At 37.3% G+C, this 19,364-nt stretch carries 18 protein-coding genes; 6 read left to right on the top strand and 12 right to left on the bottom strand.

The features are described 5' to 3' along the window. Window positions 1-30 precede the first annotated feature (30 nt). Window positions 31-846: a 23S rRNA (guanine(745)-N(1))-methyltransferase gene (gene rlmA / locus AACS90_RS13590; protein ID WP_099120593.1), complete on the bottom strand. Its 816-nt coding sequence runs from the start codon at window positions 844-846 to the stop codon at window positions 31-33. A 173-nt stretch (window positions 847-1,019) separates the two neighbouring features. Between rlmA and AACS90_RS13585 the strand changes: the two genes are divergently transcribed. Further along, window positions 1,020-1,577: a GNAT family N-acetyltransferase gene (locus AACS90_RS13585; RefSeq protein WP_099120592.1), complete on the top strand. Its 558-nt coding sequence runs from the start codon at window positions 1,020-1,022 to the stop codon at window positions 1,575-1,577. 11 nt (window positions 1,578-1,588) lie between these two features. Here AACS90_RS13585 and AACS90_RS13580 read toward each other — a convergent pair whose 3' ends face one another. From AACS90_RS13580 to AACS90_RS13550, 7 genes are all read right to left on the bottom strand, one after another. Beyond that, the gene (locus AACS90_RS13580; protein ID WP_099120591.1) at window positions 1,589-2,917 is read right to left on the bottom strand and encodes an MFS transporter; all 1,329 of its coding nucleotides are present in this window, start codon (window positions 2,915-2,917) and stop codon (window positions 1,589-1,591) included. 9 nt (window positions 2,918-2,926) lie between these two features. Then, on the bottom strand, window positions 2,927-4,450 hold the full coding sequence (gene uhpB, locus AACS90_RS13575) for a signal transduction histidine-protein kinase/phosphatase UhpB (protein WP_099120590.1): 1,524 nt from the start codon (window positions 4,448-4,450) through the stop codon (window positions 2,927-2,929). Next, window positions 4,450-5,058, bottom strand: coding sequence for a transcriptional regulator UhpA (gene uhpA, locus AACS90_RS13570; protein WP_099120589.1), 609 nt, complete (start codon window positions 5,056-5,058; stop codon window positions 4,450-4,452). The genes uhpB and uhpA overlap by 1 nt, the downstream gene beginning before the upstream one ends. 139 nt (window positions 5,059-5,197) lie before the next feature. Further along, window positions 5,198-6,574 carry a hexose-6-phosphate:phosphate antiporter gene (uhpT, locus tag AACS90_RS13565; RefSeq protein ID WP_099120588.1) on the bottom strand — a complete coding sequence of 459 codons (1,377 nt, stop codon included), beginning with the start codon at window positions 6,572-6,574 and terminating at the stop codon, window positions 5,198-5,200. A gap of 249 nt (window positions 6,575-6,823) precedes the next feature. Next, a complete protein-coding gene (locus tag AACS90_RS13560; protein WP_241538177.1) occupies window positions 6,824-8,125 on the bottom strand; it encodes an AAA family ATPase in 1,302 nt (433 codons plus the stop codon). 56 nt (window positions 8,126-8,181) lie between these two features. Next, the gene (locus tag AACS90_RS13555) at window positions 8,182-8,928 is read right to left on the bottom strand and encodes an OB-fold protein (RefSeq protein ID WP_099120587.1); all 747 of its coding nucleotides are present in this window, start codon (window positions 8,926-8,928) and stop codon (window positions 8,182-8,184) included. A 344-nt stretch (window positions 8,929-9,272) separates the two neighbouring features. Beyond that, a complete protein-coding gene (locus tag AACS90_RS13550) occupies window positions 9,273-9,479 on the bottom strand; it encodes a hypothetical protein (protein ID WP_099120586.1) in 207 nt (68 codons plus the stop codon). Window positions 9,480-9,858: 379 nt separating this feature from the next. On the opposite strand from AACS90_RS13550, the gene cycA reads away from it, so the two are divergent. Beyond that, window positions 9,859-11,259 carry a D-serine/D-alanine/glycine transporter gene (cycA, locus tag AACS90_RS13545; RefSeq protein ID WP_099120585.1) on the top strand — a complete coding sequence of 467 codons (1,401 nt, stop codon included), beginning with the start codon at window positions 9,859-9,861 and terminating at the stop codon, window positions 11,257-11,259. A 67-nt stretch (window positions 11,260-11,326) separates the two neighbouring features. Here the strand turns inward: cycA and AACS90_RS13540 are convergent, their stop codons facing one another. Continuing rightward, window positions 11,327-11,716: a nuclear transport factor 2 family protein gene (locus AACS90_RS13540; protein ID WP_099120584.1), complete on the bottom strand. Its 390-nt coding sequence runs from the start codon at window positions 11,714-11,716 to the stop codon at window positions 11,327-11,329. Window positions 11,717-11,835: 119 nt separating this feature from the next. Between AACS90_RS13540 and AACS90_RS13535 the strand changes: the two genes are divergently transcribed. Continuing rightward, window positions 11,836-12,339 (top strand): GNAT family N-acetyltransferase, encoded by a 504-nt coding sequence (locus tag AACS90_RS13535; RefSeq protein WP_099120583.1) that lies wholly within the window; start codon window positions 11,836-11,838, stop codon window positions 12,337-12,339. A 116-nt stretch (window positions 12,340-12,455) separates the two neighbouring features. Here AACS90_RS13535 and speD read toward each other — a convergent pair whose 3' ends face one another. The 3 genes from speD to AACS90_RS13520 form a co-directional block, all read right to left on the bottom strand. Then, window positions 12,456-13,931, bottom strand: coding sequence for an adenosylmethionine decarboxylase (speD, locus tag AACS90_RS13530; RefSeq protein ID WP_241538176.1), 1,476 nt, complete (start codon window positions 13,929-13,931; stop codon window positions 12,456-12,458). 554 nt (window positions 13,932-14,485) lie between these two features. Continuing rightward, window positions 14,486-15,478 carry a leucyl aminopeptidase gene (locus tag AACS90_RS13525; protein WP_241538175.1) on the bottom strand — a complete coding sequence of 331 codons (993 nt, stop codon included), beginning with the start codon at window positions 15,476-15,478 and terminating at the stop codon, window positions 14,486-14,488. A gap of 384 nt (window positions 15,479-15,862) precedes the next feature. Next, window positions 15,863-16,750 carry a LysR family transcriptional regulator gene (locus tag AACS90_RS13520; protein WP_099120581.1) on the bottom strand — a complete coding sequence of 296 codons (888 nt, stop codon included), beginning with the start codon at window positions 16,748-16,750 and terminating at the stop codon, window positions 15,863-15,865. A 130-nt stretch (window positions 16,751-16,880) separates the two neighbouring features. Here AACS90_RS13520 and AACS90_RS13515 point away from each other — a divergent pair, with 130 nt between their 5' ends. The 3 genes from AACS90_RS13515 to ghoS all read left to right on the top strand — a co-directional run bounded on the left by AACS90_RS13515 (window position 16,881) and on the right by ghoS (window position 18,996). After that, window positions 16,881-17,798 carry a DMT family transporter gene (locus AACS90_RS13515; protein WP_241538174.1) on the top strand — a complete coding sequence of 306 codons (918 nt, stop codon included), beginning with the start codon at window positions 16,881-16,883 and terminating at the stop codon, window positions 17,796-17,798. A gap of 179 nt (window positions 17,799-17,977) precedes the next feature. After that, window positions 17,978-18,301 (top strand): phage holin, lambda family, encoded by a 324-nt coding sequence (locus AACS90_RS13510; RefSeq protein ID WP_099120580.1) that lies wholly within the window; start codon window positions 17,978-17,980, stop codon window positions 18,299-18,301. Between the two features lie 386 nt (window positions 18,302-18,687). After that, on the top strand, window positions 18,688-18,996 hold the full coding sequence (ghoS, locus tag AACS90_RS13505) for a type V toxin-antitoxin system endoribonuclease antitoxin GhoS (protein ID WP_099120579.1): 309 nt from the start codon (window positions 18,688-18,690) through the stop codon (window positions 18,994-18,996). Window positions 18,997-19,364 lie beyond the last annotated feature (368 nt).

Raw genomic sequence — 19,364 nt, 5'->3', positions numbered from 1 at the left:
CGTTCTTATTGCGGGGAACTCATTCAGAGATTAAATATGACGGTAAACTTTTAACGTGAAATCAGCTTCACAATTAAACAATTTCTTAGCTATTAAATGGCTTTTAACGTCTTCAGACGCTCTCCAGGCAAAAGGTGTCATCTGTAATAAATTATAAGCCTGTTCACCATCCAGCTGCATTTCATAAGCCAGAGTTTCCTCAGCCACTAATTCGTACCCTTCCAGTTGCTCGCTATTTTCAGGATGTAAACGGACTTCCTGATAAATCAACTCTTTCAGCTGATACAAGTGACGTGGGCCGGGTGTTACAGTGAGGACAATTCCCCCTGATTTTACAACCCGAAATAACTCAGCAGCTTTGCAGGGAGCATAAATCCGCAAAATACCATCAAGGGAACCATCTGCAAACGGTAGTCGATGACTGGATGCCACACAAAAATCAACATCGGGATAACGTTTGGCACCATAGCGGACTGCAATTTTCGCCACATCCAAACCATGAACTGTGATGGGTCGTTTCAGACTCAAAGCCTGTTGTACCGCAGCAGTGTAATACCCTTCTCCACAGCCAATATCCAACAACACTCCAGCCTGTTCCGGTAAAAAGCAATCAAATAGCTCAATAACTTTTTGCTGTAATGCCTGATAGTGACCCGCCTGTAAAAATGCCCTTCTCGCCTGCATCATCTCAGCACTATCACCCGGCTCTTTTGAACGCTTATGCTGAACCGGTAACAAATTCACATAACCTTCTTTTGCACAATCAAACTGATGATTGTTTTCACAACGCCATTGGTGATGGGAAAACAGTAATGGTGAATGACATAAAGGACATTGATAAGACATAACATTCCGATGGGAGTAAAGAATAAATCAAGCATTCACTATACCATGTTTCGGTTTGGTATGTTTTTATAAAACCGCTTTATATAGTGGAGATAAAATCATATTGACTATTTTACGACTAAAATTCATTATGAATTTCACAATAAATTAACATTGAGTTGGTAATCAAAAAAATGCCGTTTGAAGATTTAGAAACTAAGCGTCTTTTATTAAAGAAATTGGCTCATACCGATGCGATTCACATACAACAAAAATTTCCTCACTGGGATATTGTAAAATACTTAGACAAGAATGCAGTCCCTTGGCCATATCCCGATAATGGTGGCGATATTTTTGTCAATAACGTTGCCATACCTGCAATCCAAGAACAAAAAGCCTATATCTGGTCACTCAGAATGAAAGCTAGGCCCGATGAGTTCATTGGTGTCATTGGGTTATATAACAAACAAGATAATAATCGCGGTTTCTGGCTCTCTCTCGAATATCAAGGGCATGGATTTATGCGCGAAGCCTGTGAAAAGGTTACGAGTTATTGGTTTACAGAATTAGACCGGACAGTACTCAGGGTAGCCAAAGCTAAAATCAATGATAAATCCAGAAATATTTCATTATCTGAAGGTATGAAAGTGATCAGAACTGAGAAAAAAGAATATGTTTCAGGGGAGTATGATAGTGAAATATGGGAACTGACCAGAGAAGAGTGGCTTAACCGGCAAATATCACAGCGTTAAAATAAGAGCAGTTAACCCTGCTCTCTTTGCTGAGGAAATTGAGCCTGTAAAAAAGGTAGCAATAATAAACCAATCATGACAGCACATACAGAGATGGTAATAAACAACCCAGTCCAGTGATAATTCTCCAAAATAATCGCAAAAGGATAACCACCAAGTGCTGCACCAGTATAGGCGAAGAGACCAACAAATCCCGTTGCTGCTCCAGCTGAATCTTTATGTGAACACTCCGCTGCCGCCATACCAATCAATAACTGTGGGCCAAAAACGAAAAAACCGATAGAGAAAAATCCCAACGATTGAAAAACTAAATCTGTTACAGGCATCAACCATAAAGCAGCTACTGACAAAAAAATACCAATTGAAAATATTAAATTGATAGGACCCCGATTGCCGCCAAATAACTTATCAGACCCCCAACCGGCAACCAAGGAGCCCACAAAACCTCCGACTTCAAAAAGTGATACGACAAAGTTGGCGCTCACTAAATCATAATGATGATATTCTGTCAGATAAAGGTTTCCCCAATCGTTGATAACTGTGCGAACAATGTAAACCAGCAAATAACTACAGGAAAGTAACCAGATATATTTATTCCTGAAAACATAATCTCTTAATATTTCTTTGGTACTTAATCCCTTTCCTTGATTTTCATGCTTTTTTTCCAGAAAATCATTGCGATACTGCCCAATAGTTGGCAACCCCATTGAAGCCGGTTTATCACGTAATCGCCAACATAATAGAATTCCGCCTAATATCCCCAGACAACCGGGCACAATGAAACCTTCACGCCAGCTGAAGTGCAAGGTGACAAAACCAACAAAGAGTGCAACTAATGCACTCCCAATGTGATGCGAAGTATTCCACAATGACCACCAAAAACCACGTTCCGAACGCGAATACCAAGTGGTAAGTAATTTAATACATGAAGGAGAGGCCCATCCCTGAAACCAGGCATTCAATATCCATAAGCAGGTAAACATGACAACAGAACTGGACAGACCGAAAAAAACATTAATGACACCGGTAGCAATAAGCCCAATCCCCATGAAATAGCGTGGATTAGAGCGATCAGAGAGAATACCGGAAATAAATTTTGAACAGCCATAAGTAATATAAAATAACGTACCAATCAGCCCAATTTCAGCTTTATCAAGGCCCAGATCACTGATCAATTCTGGCATTGCATAATTAAAGTTTTTACGGGTGAAATAAAATAGCGCATAGCCCACATATAAGCTCAACATTATATGCAGACGCCAGTAACGATATTGCTCCCTAATTTCTACCGTAGTCAGATGATTTTGATTAATTAATTTAGGCTGAGAAAAAACTGTCATGATCATTTCTTAAAGTTTAGGCAAAATGATCGATAAGTCCGTACCAGAGTGTGTAGATTCATTTTGCTGTTTCTCACTATGAATTGAAAAATTACCACCGAGGGCCTGTACACGCTCACGCATACCTCGCAAGCCAAACCCCTTCATATGATCTTCAGCTTTACAGCCAATACCATTGTCTTTGATCAATAAACGGATCATTTCCTTAATAGAAAAATGCACTTTAATACAATCAGCCTGAGAATACTTTAATGCGTTATTCAATGCTTCCTGACAAAGACGATATAATGTAGCTTTCGTTGCGTCACTTAGCTGCTCAATAACAACATCAGAATCAATCTCCCAATTAATTTCTACTGATATGCCGTGAGCTTCAAATTCCATATCCCGCAATAACTGCTCAATAGCTTCCTTAAGGCCAAAATCGTCGAGTACTTTAGGCCGTAATCTGCTCAATAACATTTTGGTAGTATCATAAACATTCAGCGATAATGTTTCGATAGTTTTGGCACAATTAATAACCACCGGCGTTGCACCAACACGTTGGATAATATTTGCCTGTGTCCGGATAGCTGTAATATTTTGACCTATTTCATCATGTAATTCGCGGGCAATCTCCCGCCTTACTGATTCCTCTGCTTTCACTAACTGGCGTGACAGACTGTGATTACGAGATAATTCTCTCTTTAGCTGCATATTCAGATCACGCTGACGCTGGACAGCCATTCCAAGTATTATTCCTGTCAGAGTCTGGGTTAGAAGAGATAACAGCAAATCCGTAATTTCCATATCGGAAACACCGCTACGAGCAGCAATTAGCGCAACACTATTCAGTAAAGTGCCAAGCAATGCTCCCTGCCAGCCGTAGCGAAAAGCCAATAAAATAATCGGAATAGCAAGGCAGAATGGCGCAAAATAGCGGAGTTCGTTAGGTATCCAGATCTGAAGAAAGATATTTAATATAAATAATAGACTATAAAAAATGACCTGTTTCAGATTGAAACGAATTTGGTGTGCAATAACATTGGCAGTCATGGGTAGCCAGACATTCTGGAATAAATAATGCCAAACTAAGTAACACAAAGGAACCAGCATAATGCCCCCGGTTAAACTCACCAAAAGTGCGATGGTTACAGCCGGATTATGATTGATGACGGATATAACATTAACGATTGAAGTGATTACAATCACAAGGGCCATCACAGCAAGTCTTTGCCACTGATTACCACAATAATAACGACTGGCTGCCCATACTATGGGAAGGCTGACTATACTGGCAGTTAATACAGTTAGCCACTGAGGCTGCTTCATTAGTAAGGCCAGACCAATCGTAAGCAACCATTCTGTACCATATAGTGTTGGCCAATATTTCTGCGGGATATGTAAAGCAATGCCAAGACGCAGTGCAAATGGAAAAAACAAAATAGCCAGCTCTAAGTCATTGACAAAGTAATAAGCTATCACCCATAAACAGAACCACCAACAGGAAAACAGTAATCCACCACAAAATGAATTGAGCAAGTATCGATACATTAGAGATCACTAGAGGCAAAATAATTTGCTAAGCCCACGTTATTTGTCACGCCCAATTTACTTATCGCATTAGCCCGATGAACATGAATTGTTTTATGACTCAAACCCAGTTCAGCAGCTACTGCTTTAACATCCATTCCTGTCGCAAGCATTTCCGCGATTTGCCTCTCTCTCTTGGTTAAGTGGTCCAAAGCAGCAGGATTATTTTTTGATGATGTCAGTTTTAGCACAATATCCGGCGAGAAGTAAAAACCATTATTCACAACAATACGCACCGCCTGTACCAATTCATCCGGGCTACAGCGTTTGCTCAGATAACCCCGGGCTCCCGCCTTCAGGGCTTTTTCTACCATAGTGGCTGAATCGTGGACACTCAGCATAATACAACCAATGCCGGAGGGAATATCCTGCAATAGTGATAAGCCACTTTCATCAGCCATTGAGATATCAAGAATACAGACCATTGCCCCTGAACCGGGCAGACCATATCTTGCTTCAGCGCATGAACTGAATTCACCAACAACTTCAATATCAGGCTCTAAGCTTAATAATTGGGCAAAGCCAGAACGTACTACCACATGGTCATCGACTAATGCTACTTTAATCATCGTTATTTATTGCCAGATCAGAAAACCCGTATAAATTACTCTCATTAATATAGCTGCGCAATAGACTGGGAACGATACGTTTCACTCAAAAACGCTACTGCGAATAAAACAGTAGCGTCATAATGATTTTTAACAAGTTTTACAGCGCTTTCCTGCTACTACGAATTTTTCTCTCTTCAGCAATAGCAACAAACGCAAGTAATGTAATACAGATAAATGCAGAAGTATCAAGTGCGACAAAAGTACCTTTCCAGCCTGTTAAACCAAAAATAGGCACTCCATCAGCAATCATTCCCAAACCTAATTTAGCAAAACTATCACCGATTAAATAAGCAAACGTACCTTTAACACCATCTGCAACACTGATCGCTTTTTTCGGTACAAAGCCAACAGCTGACACGCCAATCAGTAATTGTGGGCCAAACACCAGAAATCCGAGTACAAATAGAGAGCCTAAATACATAAACTCGCTGGTTGCATGCTGGTAGAACTCAAGGCTAACAATAATTAGGCCCAGTGAGACACAAGCAACAAGAGCGCGACGACCATTTGCTAAATCTGACAAATATCCCCACATCAGCGTCCCGACTAACGCCCCAACCTCAAACATTGTAAAGCCGGAAATAGCAGTTTCTTTTGAATGCCCTAATTCCTGATACGCATATACCGTTGACCATTGGTCAATACCAATTCGCACGATATAAAGAAAAATATTGGCAAAGCAAAGAAGCCAGATCACTTTGTTTTTCAGAATATACTCAACAAAAATCTCCCGCTTGGTCATTTGATTTTCTTCTGCTGCTATATCCTCTTCGCTGATCGCCTCACCAAATAACTCTTCTGCTTTACCCAGACCATAACTTTCAGGCGAATCGCTTCCATAGCGTAAACCAATAAAACCGATGATCAGAGCAATTATGGAAGGGAAAATAAACATCCCGATGACATGACCATCAAATAAATAGTGTGCTCCAAACAAAGCAACACCTGCCGCACCTGCGCCACCCACATTGTGTGACATATTCCAAAGCCCAAGATAGGTGCCTCGTTTGCTACGCGGAGTCCATTTGGTAATGGTGGAATAACTTGCCGGCCCACCTATACTTTGGAAAAAACCACTCAGCGCATAAAATGCCACCATCAAAAAAATACTGATCCCAGAGCTGCCCATACTCATACTAAAACCGAGCATGGCCAGGCCAGACAAAATCAACATAAATGGCAAAAATTGTTTGGTATTTTTTCCATCTGCATAATAAGCCACTAACGTTTTGCCTACGCCATAAGTGATAGAGAACCCCAACCCTATCAACCCAAGCTGCGTCATCGACAAACCATAAGTAGAAACCATATCGTTCTGGGCAATATTGAAATTCTTGCGCACCAGATACATCGCCATATAGCCAATGAAAACCACCAGATATGACTGCATAAAAGGCTTAAACCACATCTTGCGGCGTATATCGACTGGAAGATCCAACGTCGGTTGGCGAACTTGTTCCAGAATTTTAATCATATGAAATCCTCAGATAACCACGACAAAGAAAACCTTTTTAATGCAGGTGGAAATCAAAAAGGTGGCTCGCTAAAACGCGAATTTTTTCGTAGGTATTGTTATTACTGAGATTCTAAGAAAGGGGTTAAAAATTGGCTTGAGCTATTGTCTTAGATAAACTAGGAAAATTTCCTAGTTTTGTCTTTATAGGAAGTAAAGCGTGAAAAGAATCACAATCTCTCAGCGAAGCAACCTGAGACGATAGATATCTTAATTCCTATCTGGCCAGTGCCATGATGGCTCCTCCAGTATATCCCTACCAATGATATGAGTTTCACCTAATTGCTTTTCAAGCTGAATAGTCTGACAAAGCGAAGAGTACTGTAGTGCTGAAATCAATACTGGAGAGTGTGAAACAACCCAAACCTGAGTCTGAGCTGAAACCTTTATAATCAATTTAGCCAGTGAGGGTAAAAGTTCTGGATGCAGGCTGGTTTCTGGCTCATTTAATATCATCATTGATGGCGGACGTGGTGTCAGCAATGCCGCAATCCATAACAGGTAGCGTAGCGTTCCGTCGGATAATTCAGCACCGGAGAGAGTACGCATTAAACCATACTGACGAAACTGTAATGTAAATAGCCCTTCGTTGGAACGGGAAACTGCCAAAGAAGCTCCCTGAAAAGCATCATTAACCGATTCATCCAGCAATTGCGCATCACCTATTTCACGGATAGTTTGTAACGCAGCAGCCAGATCCCGCCCATCATGATGCAATACCGGAGTGCGGGTTCCAATCTGAGCTTTGCGGGCAGGAGCATCACTATCTGTCCGGAAATGATCATAGAAACGCCAGCCACGGATAAACTCACGCATATGAAAAACTTCCGGAGCCATTGAAGGATCAGAAATCTGATCAAACATACTGGTGAAACTATTAATATGCTCTGAAGTAATTTGCCATTTCCGCCCATCACGAACCCGGCTTATTGCCCCTTTTCGTTCTACCAAAACACCTGCCGGATGATAACGCCCTCCTCCCCAAATACATTCCTGTTTAATTTCTGGATCTAACGCAAAAGCAGAGCTAGACGGGTGAGGCAAACCAAGGGAGATGGAATAACCAAACGAATCTGTCGCAAACCCAAGACGTAACCGTTTTACTTCTTTTCTAACCCCACCCTGTACTGGCATGTGCCCTGCACGTACCGCACCAGAAAAATTTTCCGGCCCGGCCCAAAATGCAGAATCCAGCCCACCTTCCAGTGCCAGAGAATTCACTACACCACCCTGAGCTGTTTCAGATAACAAACGTAATGCCCGATATAAATTTGATTTACCGCTACCGTTTGCGCCTGTAATCACATTAAGAGGAGCAAGAGTAATACGAAGATCACGAATAGAACGATAATTATTGATAGCTAATGTCGATATCATAAAATCAATATCTTCCTGATTACCATTTTTATTTTCAGCAATCATTAAATCAATAGAAATAATGATATCCGCGGGGATGTTATCCTTACCTAAAAGAATATAAATGGCAATCATTTTTAACAGAAAAAATCCCATACAAAAAATCAACCAAAAACATCGTTATCAAACTAATTATTTCATTATAATATTTATTATTCTAACATTTCTTTATACCACTCTATTTGATCTCTGTTTTTTTCCACATACTTTTTCCACTCTGAGCTTTTTGATTTATTCAGACAAGAGATATCTATTTTTTTACAAATAGAGAAATTATTAGTGGATAAATCAACTAACTTTGTTAATGCAACTATATTAACACCTACTTTATTAGATCCATTCTTATCTCCACTAACCACTCTATTAATCTGAGATATAATAGACTTAGCAACTTGTTCTTTTGCTTTATTTTCTGATATACAACTCTTTAAAAAAGGCTCACCAACAGCAGTTCCGGCAACTTCACAGGCTAAAGTAATTTTTTGTCCTTTACGTAATGTTAAGGCATAATCCTGAAAATCATTACTCAGTGCTGCATGCACAGTATCTAAAAAACCGCCAGCACTTAATGCAATGAAGACTTTACCATCAGAAGAGTAATTATTTATACTTTTAATAATTCCGAAAACGATAACTTTCTTATATTTTAAATCATTATTTGCTTTAACTTCATTTTCGGAATACCTTCTGTATAAATCCTTTGCAGTTATATGAATATATCCATAATCACTAGATTTTTTTTTGCCAGAAAAAAACCGTTTAACATCATTATCAACAAGCGATTTTGCAAATTTAGCATCATTTTCAGTAAAAGGAATAATCCCACTGTTTGCCACAGCAATTTGCCAAAATAACACAGAAACCACCGCAACAACCAATTGTGCTAGTTTTCTAATCATAATCAATAACCTAAATTTAAAACCAAAAAAAATTCCACATTTAAGGAATCCATTTACTGATAAATTTAATCCACATTACCCTGAATAATAGTCAATGTAAAATATTACCAGTTATTATCATTAAACAATAACATAACAATATAATTTATCCCTCTTATCCAATAAAGTTAAAATTTCAGAAAAGTAATATTGACTATTAACAATCTAAATTACTGATTGAACAATTGATTAATTATCTATTTTTAAGGTTATTTGTAATATTAATCTTAGACAGGCATCGCTACCGACCTAATGGAACTTGCTAAATAGATTCTATGCTATGCCTGTTCTATTTTAATACTTATTTATGACAAAGTATAAATACCAATAACAGAAACTCTTGTTACATTACCATCCAACTCCTGGGCATGAACAAGTGCATTATCCTCCAGAATAGTTAAAAACTGAGCGGCCGAATTTTTCGTCATATCAATATCTATAGCAATCTGAGTGCTAACTAAAACTCCATCATTATTGTCAAGACCGTTATAAACGACGATATATTTACTCATGTCTTATTCTCCTATTTATATTATCTCCTATACACTACATTGGCTATTTTCCTTTTTCCATATGATTAATTAATGGTCTATTTTTAAATTTCATCTAACAATATTTATACCTGAATTCTGGAATAATGAATCCGTCGGAAGTAAACTTTATCATCCCAAAGCCTGCCACCGCTGAGAGACAGAACATCAACATATGTATTTATAAAAGTGAGGACTGGAATGAGTAAAAAGAACCATCAATATTTAGCTCAAAATACGTTCTATTGGTTTTTCGTGTAAATTCCTTCTGTTAATAATGTAGTTGTCTATGTCACAATGGCGTCTTAAACACAGCCTGAGGGTATTAAGGCCATGCTGTGAGAATAAATTGGATACAACTATGGAAGAAAATATACAACCCACACACCCACCTGAAACTGAAGGCTCGCATCTTCAGCGAAGCCTGACTAACCGACATATACAGCTTATTGCTATCGGGGGCGCTATTGGAACCGGCCTGTTTATGGGGTCAGGTAAAACTATTTCCCTTGCAGGGCCTTCGATCATTTTCGTTTATATGATCATCGGGTTTATGCTGTTTTTCGTGATGCGAGCAATGGGAGAGCTATTGCTTTCCAATTTACATTATAAATCATTCAGTGACTTTGCAGCTGACCTTCTGGGACCATGGGCCGGTTTTTTTGTGGGCTGGACTTATTGGTTCTGCTGGGTGATTACCGGTATTGCTGATGTTGTTGCCATTACCTCTTATGTTGGGTATTGGGCACCTGGTTTCCCTGAATGGGCAACTTCACTTTTATGCGTTTTGATTTTACTGACGCTGAATCTCGCAACAGTCAAACTATTTGGTGAACTGGAATTTTGGTTTGCAATGATCAAAATTGTTGCCATTGTTGCCTTAATTGTCATTGGTGGCGTATTGATTGGTAGTCATTTCCAGTCTCCCGCAGGGCATGTCGCTTCCCTTTCCAATGTCTGGGGCGATGGAGGCATGTTCCCTATGGGGCTGAGCGGATTCTTTGCCGGCTTTCAAATCGCAATATTTGCTTTTGTTGGAATTGAATTAGTCGGAACAGCAGCGGCAGAAACCAAAAATCCGATGAAATCGCTGCCGAAAGCCATTAATGCCATTCCTGTCCGGATTATTACATTCTACGTACTCGCATTAATTGTTATTATGTCAGTTACACCGTGGCGTGCGATTGTGGCGGATAAAAGCCCCTTTGTAGAACTGTTTGTTCTGATCGGGTTACCTGCCGCAGCCAGCATTGTGAATTTCGTAGTACTGACTTCTGCTGCATCCTCAGCAAACAGCGGAGTTTTCTCTACCAGCCGGATGTTATTTGGTTTAGCTAAGGAAAGAAATGCACCAAAACAGTTCAGCCAACTTTCCCGGCGTTCAGTTCCTGCATCAGGTTTGATTTTTACCTGTTTATGCCTCTCTTGCGGCGTTATTCTGATCTATTTTATTCCCGATGTAATGCGTGTTTTTACATTGGTAACAACGATATCAGCCATTCTGTTCATGTTTATCTGGAGTATGATTTTGTGCTCCTATCTGGCCTACCGGAAGTACCGTCCTGAACTGCATAAAGCATCTGTTTACAAAATGCCCTTTGGTATTGTGATGTCGTGGGTTTGTCTGGCTTTTTTTGCTTTTGTCATAGTTCTTCTGTCGTTACAAGCAGATACCAGACAAGCATTAATTGCGACACCTGTCTGGTTCATTATTTTAATGATCGGGTATCAAGTTGTGAAAAGGCGCAAAACCCACCTCTGATAAGAGAAGAATGATAAAAATCTATGCATAATAGAATGGCCCGGGATCCGGGCCATTTTTATGGATTCTATTGATAATCGGCAATTTTTGTCCCCTGATGGAATCTGAGTTGCCATACACCTGATGTTGATAGCTGCCAGATTGAGGAGCGCAATGCTTCATTATATGACTGCCCTCTTTTATTCACTTCGTAAGATTTATAGGTAAGCAGCACAATATTTTCATCCAAAATCTGAATATTAAAATCTTCTGAAAAAATTTGAGGAATAATATTTGTTTCTTCTTTTAAAAATTTCACCACAATTTTCTTCGTATAAATATGACCAGACTTTCCTATTTCCAGAAAATTATCATGTAGGATACTATTCAACCATTTAATATCATATCTTTTTTCTCCATGCAGGCTAATTTCAAGGTTTTTTATTATTAAAAGTATGGCTGAATTCCCCTGATTCATTGATACCCTAACATTATAATAATTAAGGAAAAACAATATTATTTATTTTTCAGACATTATATTTACATTTAATGTTTTATCGGGTAATTATAGTAAAGTCAAATTCAGGAGAGGTATATATGAAAATTAAAATCAGATCTGCTGAAACTGAAGATGCTGAGCATTTTCAGCGAATTTTTGGTCATCCCGATGTTTATACCTATACATTACAACGCCCATGCCCATCTCTTGAAATGTGGCGTGAGCGTCTTAAGGATAATAGAATTCAGGGTGTATTCGACTTCGTGGCAGAAATAAATAGTAACGTTGTTGGCACTCTGGGGTTATATAGTTATCCCAACCCAAGACGCAAACATGTTATCAGCCTCGGTATTGGTATTGATTCTGATTATTCAGGCCGAGGTATTGGCTCAGAAATGATGGCGTTTGCTATTGATTATGTTTTCAACTGGCTCGGTTGCATCAGAATTGATCTGGAAGTCTTCACTGATAATGAAAAGGCAATTGCTCTTTATACTAAGTTTGGGTTTGAAATGGAAGGTATTCAGCGCAAAGCAGCCCTTAAACAGGGGCGGTACTGCGATGTTATGGATATGTCTCTAATAAATGAGCAGGTTTTATAAAGTCCCATTAGGACTAAAATAGTTATTTTCTTAAAAGAAAAAAATATTTCTTTGCTGTAATCAATTTATTTTCTATATGTCTGGCCAGATAATCTATCAGCCAGACATGAACTATATTAAAAACCTCGTTGCAATATTTTGCACTCATATTCCTGTGAATTTAACTGGCTCTGTAACTGATTTATAAGAGTATCCTGATGATTAAAATCACTATATATTAATAAATCAAGTGCAGCATAACTATATTCTGGCCATGTGTGGATAGCAAAATGTGACCCTGCCAATATCATTGCTCCACTGATACCACGTGATTTCGATTGATGAAAATGGTAATTAATAACATCAAATTCACACTTATGAGAAATATCAACCATCATATTCTCAATAGTTGATATACATTTCAATTTGTCACTTTCACAGTTTTTCATTTCTATGATGATATGAGTGCCAAACTGTCTTGTATCTGCAGGCAAGTTGATTTTTTCTTGCCCCTGATATTGAAATTTGGTTCTGTTACACTTGTTACAACCTGTCTCTATCAACTGCTCTATGGTTAATATGTCTTTTCCATATCCAATCGTCAACCGATTGTTACACGATTTACATTGATAGAATTTTATACGTGGATTAATCTCTCCAGTATATATTTTATTTGAATAATCAACATTACCTGAAATGGTTGGATATGTATTTTTTGTGACAGAAAGAATATATAAGTCACTGACATTACCTATAATACTCCCGCCATAATATGTATTAAATTGTGGATAGATGCTTTTGATAAAAAGATTTTGATCGCTAAAAAGTCTTTGAACTTCCTGATTTTCTTTAGGCTTCTTTTGTCCAAATGATAATAATATCTCACTCCCTTCATTTTTAGAAAAGCTAATCGCCCTTGACAAAAATAGCTTTAATCCGCTAAGAGTATAGGGTGGATCTGTTAAAATCACATCAAATATTCGGGCGTATTTATTTGGTTCTTTCAGATTTAAATGCTCAGTATTAATCGTAAAATTATTTTTCGCTGATACATACCCAATAAATTTCAACAGCTCTTCATCAATATCTTTAACATGAATATTTTTATTATCATGATGGCCCAGCTTTTTGAATGCCATCATTAAAGCTATAGATGTTAAATCATCATCACCTAAAAAAAGAATTTTTTGTTTGAATACTATCGGGTTTTTGAGTAACAGCATTACCCTACGCACAGATGTATCCAAAGTGGCATGAGCCTGATCCAACAATACATTGACGCGAGGACGGCTATCATATATAGGAGCAAGCAAACCGGCTAAATCATCTTTAAATTTTTCACTTGCCTCTTCTGAGGATAATGAATTATATAATTCAGAATCAACAAGCTTGTAATTAAGTTCATTCTGAATATATTGAATACCCTCTAATTTTAGTTTAAACACCCCTTTATTATCCGCAAAATTTAATTTTATCAGTTCTTTTTTAAATGCGGATACGAGAGGAATAGGCAACCCTATTTTTAATGATAATTCTTTATTTGATACACGATCATCTAAATATAAATAAGAAAGTAATTTTTCCAGTACTTCAATAGGTTGTTCTAACTTCATATTATTCTTTATTGTACAGAGTATATTCATTTTAATCTCTTATTCTCTTATATAGCGCTCAGTCCTTCATATCAATAATATAATAAAAATGATTACCTATTAATTCAGTTACCAGCAACATCAATATTATAATTTATTAGCAATCTATGTTAAATAATTTAACTTTGCAATAAGAATGTTTACCAAAAATGGATAAAAACATTTCCATTAAGTGATTAAAACATAATGATATAATTTCATTTTTTAAATTTTAAACAATAGAAACTTATATATCCTTAATCAAGGGGCAGTGAAAATGACATTTATTTTGGAATAAAAAAGATTGTTTATAGAATTAAATATTGAAAAACATAACAAATAAGAATAAATTACTTACAATACAACCACTCTCTATATGTTAACATGGGTTATATTTTTAATTGAAAATATAACGCTTATCTTCTAAATTGTTCCGTAAAACTAGATGGTTATATTAGGGCGAGATGCGAACTAAAGCTCGCACTTATATTTACGCTGAATATATATAAAATGAATCGAGAATTTTTCCGCTAAAATCAGATAATGAATTTGTTATTATCAAGCACAATAATATTGTCAAAGAATAACTTTCCTCCCTGAAAAATTAAGTCTAAATGATGACTACCCACTTCTCCCCCGCCTAATCCAAGATGTAACCCGGGATGCCTTTCTTCAAACCCCGCATTTAATCCATATAGCCTCTCCACACCACAGTTGGTCCCGATACCAAACTCTTCAATCGTACTGTTACTAGAGTTAGCTGATAGATATTTATCAAAATCTTTCGAAAATTCAGTGCATTGACAGGTAAAATCGATAATTTTGCTATTTTTGATAGTCAAGTTGAAGAAGTCACTGACAACACCATACTTAATTGCAAAAGGTATTGTACTCAGAAATGCACCGCTAAAACTGATAGAGCCTTCCAGATTATGTAGTTTTGTTGCAATTTCACCCGGTGTCAGATCATAATTACCAATGCCATCAATTGATGTCCAGGATTGCTTCTCACTAAAAGTTGCAGTAAGAATATGCTCATCATTCTGCTGATAGATTACTTTTTTACTATTATTAGCCAAATTAATTAAAATATTATTTCTGTCTTTGATAACATTTAACTCTTCAGAAAATGCTTCATAAAAATGTTCGCTATAATCTTTAAATAAAACAGACTTTCGCCAGTTTTCTCGCATAACTTTTCTTATTGCTGACAAAAACTCAGGACCGGATGATTTAAAAGGTTTTAAAGTTGAAGAAAGATAGAAAAATACATATAAATCACAACATTCAATCTCCCTAACTAATGTATCGGAAGAGGTTAGTTCAAGAGATAATGAAGATATATTCAAAGTAGGAAATTCTGGCGAGACGGTTATAACATCTTCAACAATATTCTTGTGTTCTTTATCCCATCCAACAAATATATTAATTATATTCTCTTCATGTTTTTTTTCTTTAATAGCGGGATGATGTAACAAGCAAGTCAGCATGTTTTTTATATTTTTCCTTTTTTTATTAAGAAATAACACAATAACCTCCTGATAAATAACGGGGAATAACATCCCCGTTAAGTTGTCAGAAATTTAATTTCTATAATGCTAAACAGGCCACATTGCAGTTCCAACTGGAACAATAGCTTTTTGTTGCATTATTTCAACAGCTTCTTCAAAGGTTTCTTCTTCAAACCATTCATTCAGTTCGATTGCATCGTTTTCCATCTTAAACTCCAGTCTTTACATTACTGAATGCGAATATATGCTAGCAGCTATTATCGCATAGCGATTCAAACAGAAGTACTATAAGTCAACCAGCATACATATATCATAAATAAATTTGATATATTGTTTAGAAGAATCGTTATATTGAACATTATTATTAAATAATACTTAATCTTATTACTAGGATTTTATTATCTAGCTAGAAAGTTGCTGCAAATGTTGAGAGACAACTTCAGTAATAAAATCTACCACCTTCCTTATTTTCAGGGAATATGCCAAATCTGCATGAATAACAAGCCAAAGAGGCTGATCTAACCCCAGCTTAGGAGAAAGGCAAATGAGATCAGCAGAATCAGCAATAAAATGAGGTAGAACTGCCAATCCCAGACCTGCTTTAACCGCCGCAACCTGAGCTAAGAGTGAAGTTGTCGCTATAGAAAGCGGACGACCATTCAGGGTTTTTTCCATCCATTTGTACATTGGAAGTTGCTGGCTCTCATCAGTCCAGCCAATAAAATGAGCATGACTATAGGCTTCATCAGATATCTGAGATGGATAATTTTCCCAGTATTGTTTACTGGCATATAATCCAAAACCCAGTATTCCAATCTGACGGACAGTAACATGGCCTTGTTCCGGCCTGACAAGGCGAAGAGCTAAATCAGCATCTCGGCGATGAAGGTTGACAGTACGTGAATCAGTAATAATTTCCAGTGCCAAGTCTGGGTATTTTTTCTGCAAAACCGACAGATTAGGAATAATTAAATTGCTAGCCAGCATTTCTGTTGTTGCAAGACGCACTTTACCAGCGATTTTTGTACGTACATCAACTTCTGTCAAAAATGAATTTGCTGCAGTTTCCATTGCTTCTGCTTTTTCCAACAATCCCCTTCCATCTTCTGTTAACTGGTAGCCAGTCTGATGGCGAAAGAACAGAGGCATCCCAAAAGTTGCTTCCAGCCTTTCAATTTTTCTGGACACTGTTGCAATACCAACCCCAAGAAGGGTTGCTGCATTACTGATAGTTCCGGTCTGAGCAACTGCCAGAAATACACGAATATCATCCCAAATAAGTGATTGCATATCATGACTTCCATTTTTGGAAAATTATTTTCTATTTATATCTAAATATCTTTTTTTTCGACTATGCCACAATCATCCTAATAAAAATACAATCAATTTGATTTAATAAAAATTTAATCGAGTCAATAATATGCGTATACGAAATACACCACAGTTAGCGATTGTTCTGACATTAATTGCAACATTTTTTTGGGGTTCAAATTTTCAGGTAACAAAGATTACCCTGATGAATCTGCCTCCGTGGACTGCTTCTGCTGAACGCTTTGCTTTTGCTGCCTTATTTATTTTCCTATTTATGATATCCAGAAAAAAATTTAACATTGGAATACTCAGAAAAAACTGGATTACTTTTATTCTCCTCGGAGGAATTGGAGTTGCAGGATTCAATGGTGCATTATTTGTTGGTCTCCAATATGCAAACCCTGTTAGTGCTGCATTAATAATGGCAACAACACCTGTCACTACCAATATTTTTGAGAGCATCATTAATCGCCGTTCTCCTGATATAGTACGTATAACAGGAATGATACTCAGTTTGTTTGGTGTGATTCTGGTTGTTACCAATGGTCAATCTATGTTGGGTAACACTACTCATATTAATACTGGAGAATTAATTATCTTTTTGGGATCTCTAGGCTGGGCAATTTATACCATTGGGATCCGCACTTTTGTTATAGAATCAACACCTCTGGAATCCACTGGCTGGACGATGTTTTTTGGCACAATTATATTGTCGATCATTGCGATTTCAGTTGAATCACCCGTTTCGACATTATTATCTGCACCCTTTGAAAGTCATTTAGCTGATTTTTATATGGGTCTTGCTGGTTCTGTTGTTGCTTATCTATTCTGGAACATAGCAATTACTATTCGTGGCGCAGGAAAAACAGCTATCTTTTTTAATTTTGTCCCTATTTTCGCATTAGCGATACAGACTATTGTAGGAGACAGCCCCAGTTTCATCCAACTTTCCGGTAGCGCTCTCACTATTATTGGTGTGCTGATTGGACAGGGTATCAGCAAGGGCTCTGAGAGAACTTCACAATAAAAGTCACTATGAAGTTCGTATTATGCAAGGCACAACTTTATAAAAATGTGGAGATCCGGTGCTAACGCTATTATGGAAATATGTAACCTATCACTGAACACCGGGATCCAATCTCTGCCCAGTTAATTTTAATTCAGGCATTGTGATTGAACGACCGGAAATAAATTATGGGGCGAATAATGCAAGAATATCCTGAATTATGGATTGACCTTATGTACTACCTGAGAAATGCCTGGCCACAGATATCCGGCGCATTGCTGGCTATCATGATCTGTTATGGACGGCTGATTTATGACGGTGTGGAACGCAAAAACCGATGGGCTGAACCTCTTCTCTGTGGAGCACTTTCATGGGGATTCTCCAGCGGGCTAGAGCTGATTGGTATTCCTGTCAGCGTATCACCTGCTCTTGGCGGCGCAGTGGGTTTTCTTGGTGTGGAGAAATTACGCGAATTTGTGATACGCGCTATTGAGCAACGCATGGAGGAAAAGGCTCATAAATAGATAACCCAAAATATATATACACAATGGATTTCAAGATGCGTCGCGGCGGCAAGGGAGATTATCCCCAGGAGCATAGATAACTATGTGACTGGGGTGAACGAATGCAGCCAACAAAGAGGCAACTTGAAAGACGAAGTGTATAAAGCTCTGCATATTTGTAGAGCTATTAAATAGCAGATCTGATAATAAATATTATATTAAATCCCCTCTAAAAACATTTCATCAAATAACTGTGATTTAATGATATGGCGTAACGTCATTAATACCTGTTAAATTCTCCGGCATACCAACCTCGGAAAGAGATTGGATATAAATATCATCGCATTCTTCACACAGAAAACCGATGAATAATTTTATTTAAACATTAAATAAAAGAGAGGTAATTCATGGCTAATTATTTAATCCGCGTTGAAATCTATGGTGCAGGCCCAAGAGAAATTAATGCTCTCAACGAATCACTTAAAACAATTAACTTTAATAATAAAGTGGTATTTTCAAATGGCAATGTTATGGCCTTACCTGCCGGCACTTATGTTGGTTATTCATTAAACACTGCCGCTGAAATAAGAGATAAAGTATATAAATTAGCATCTCCACTTTCCGCGAGAAACCCATCAATATTTGTTTGCCAATATAATGAATGGTCTGCATATCTTTATCCTGCATCCATCAATGCATCTGCATCTGAATCCTAATTAAAAAATTAGGTAATTTAATTCTCCAGTCAACCGATTGGCTGGAGAATCGTTTTTTTGCAAAAAATTTTATATTCACTATCATCTATCTCGTTATATACATTAGAAAAAACATTAAAAAAATAAAAATAAAATTACCCATCCAAAATATCTCCTACAAAAACAAACGATTGAAAATTACAATTCATTTAATTCATCATTAAAAACAAGATAAATTAACATAATTTTTATTAAACATTAATAATTAGAATAATCAAAAATATAGACTATTATTTAAAATATACTAAAACAAACAACTACCATTAGCTAATGGAACGTTTCCTTTAGAAAGGTTGATTTTTTATTTACTTATTAATGAGCAAGGAGCG

The sequence above is a fragment of the Xenorhabdus sp. KK7.4 genome (assembly GCF_963876465.1).
Classification (GTDB): Bacteria; Pseudomonadota; Gammaproteobacteria; order Enterobacterales; family Enterobacteriaceae; genus Xenorhabdus; species Xenorhabdus stockiae.
This window is presented reverse-complemented; position numbering and strand designations above follow the sequence as displayed.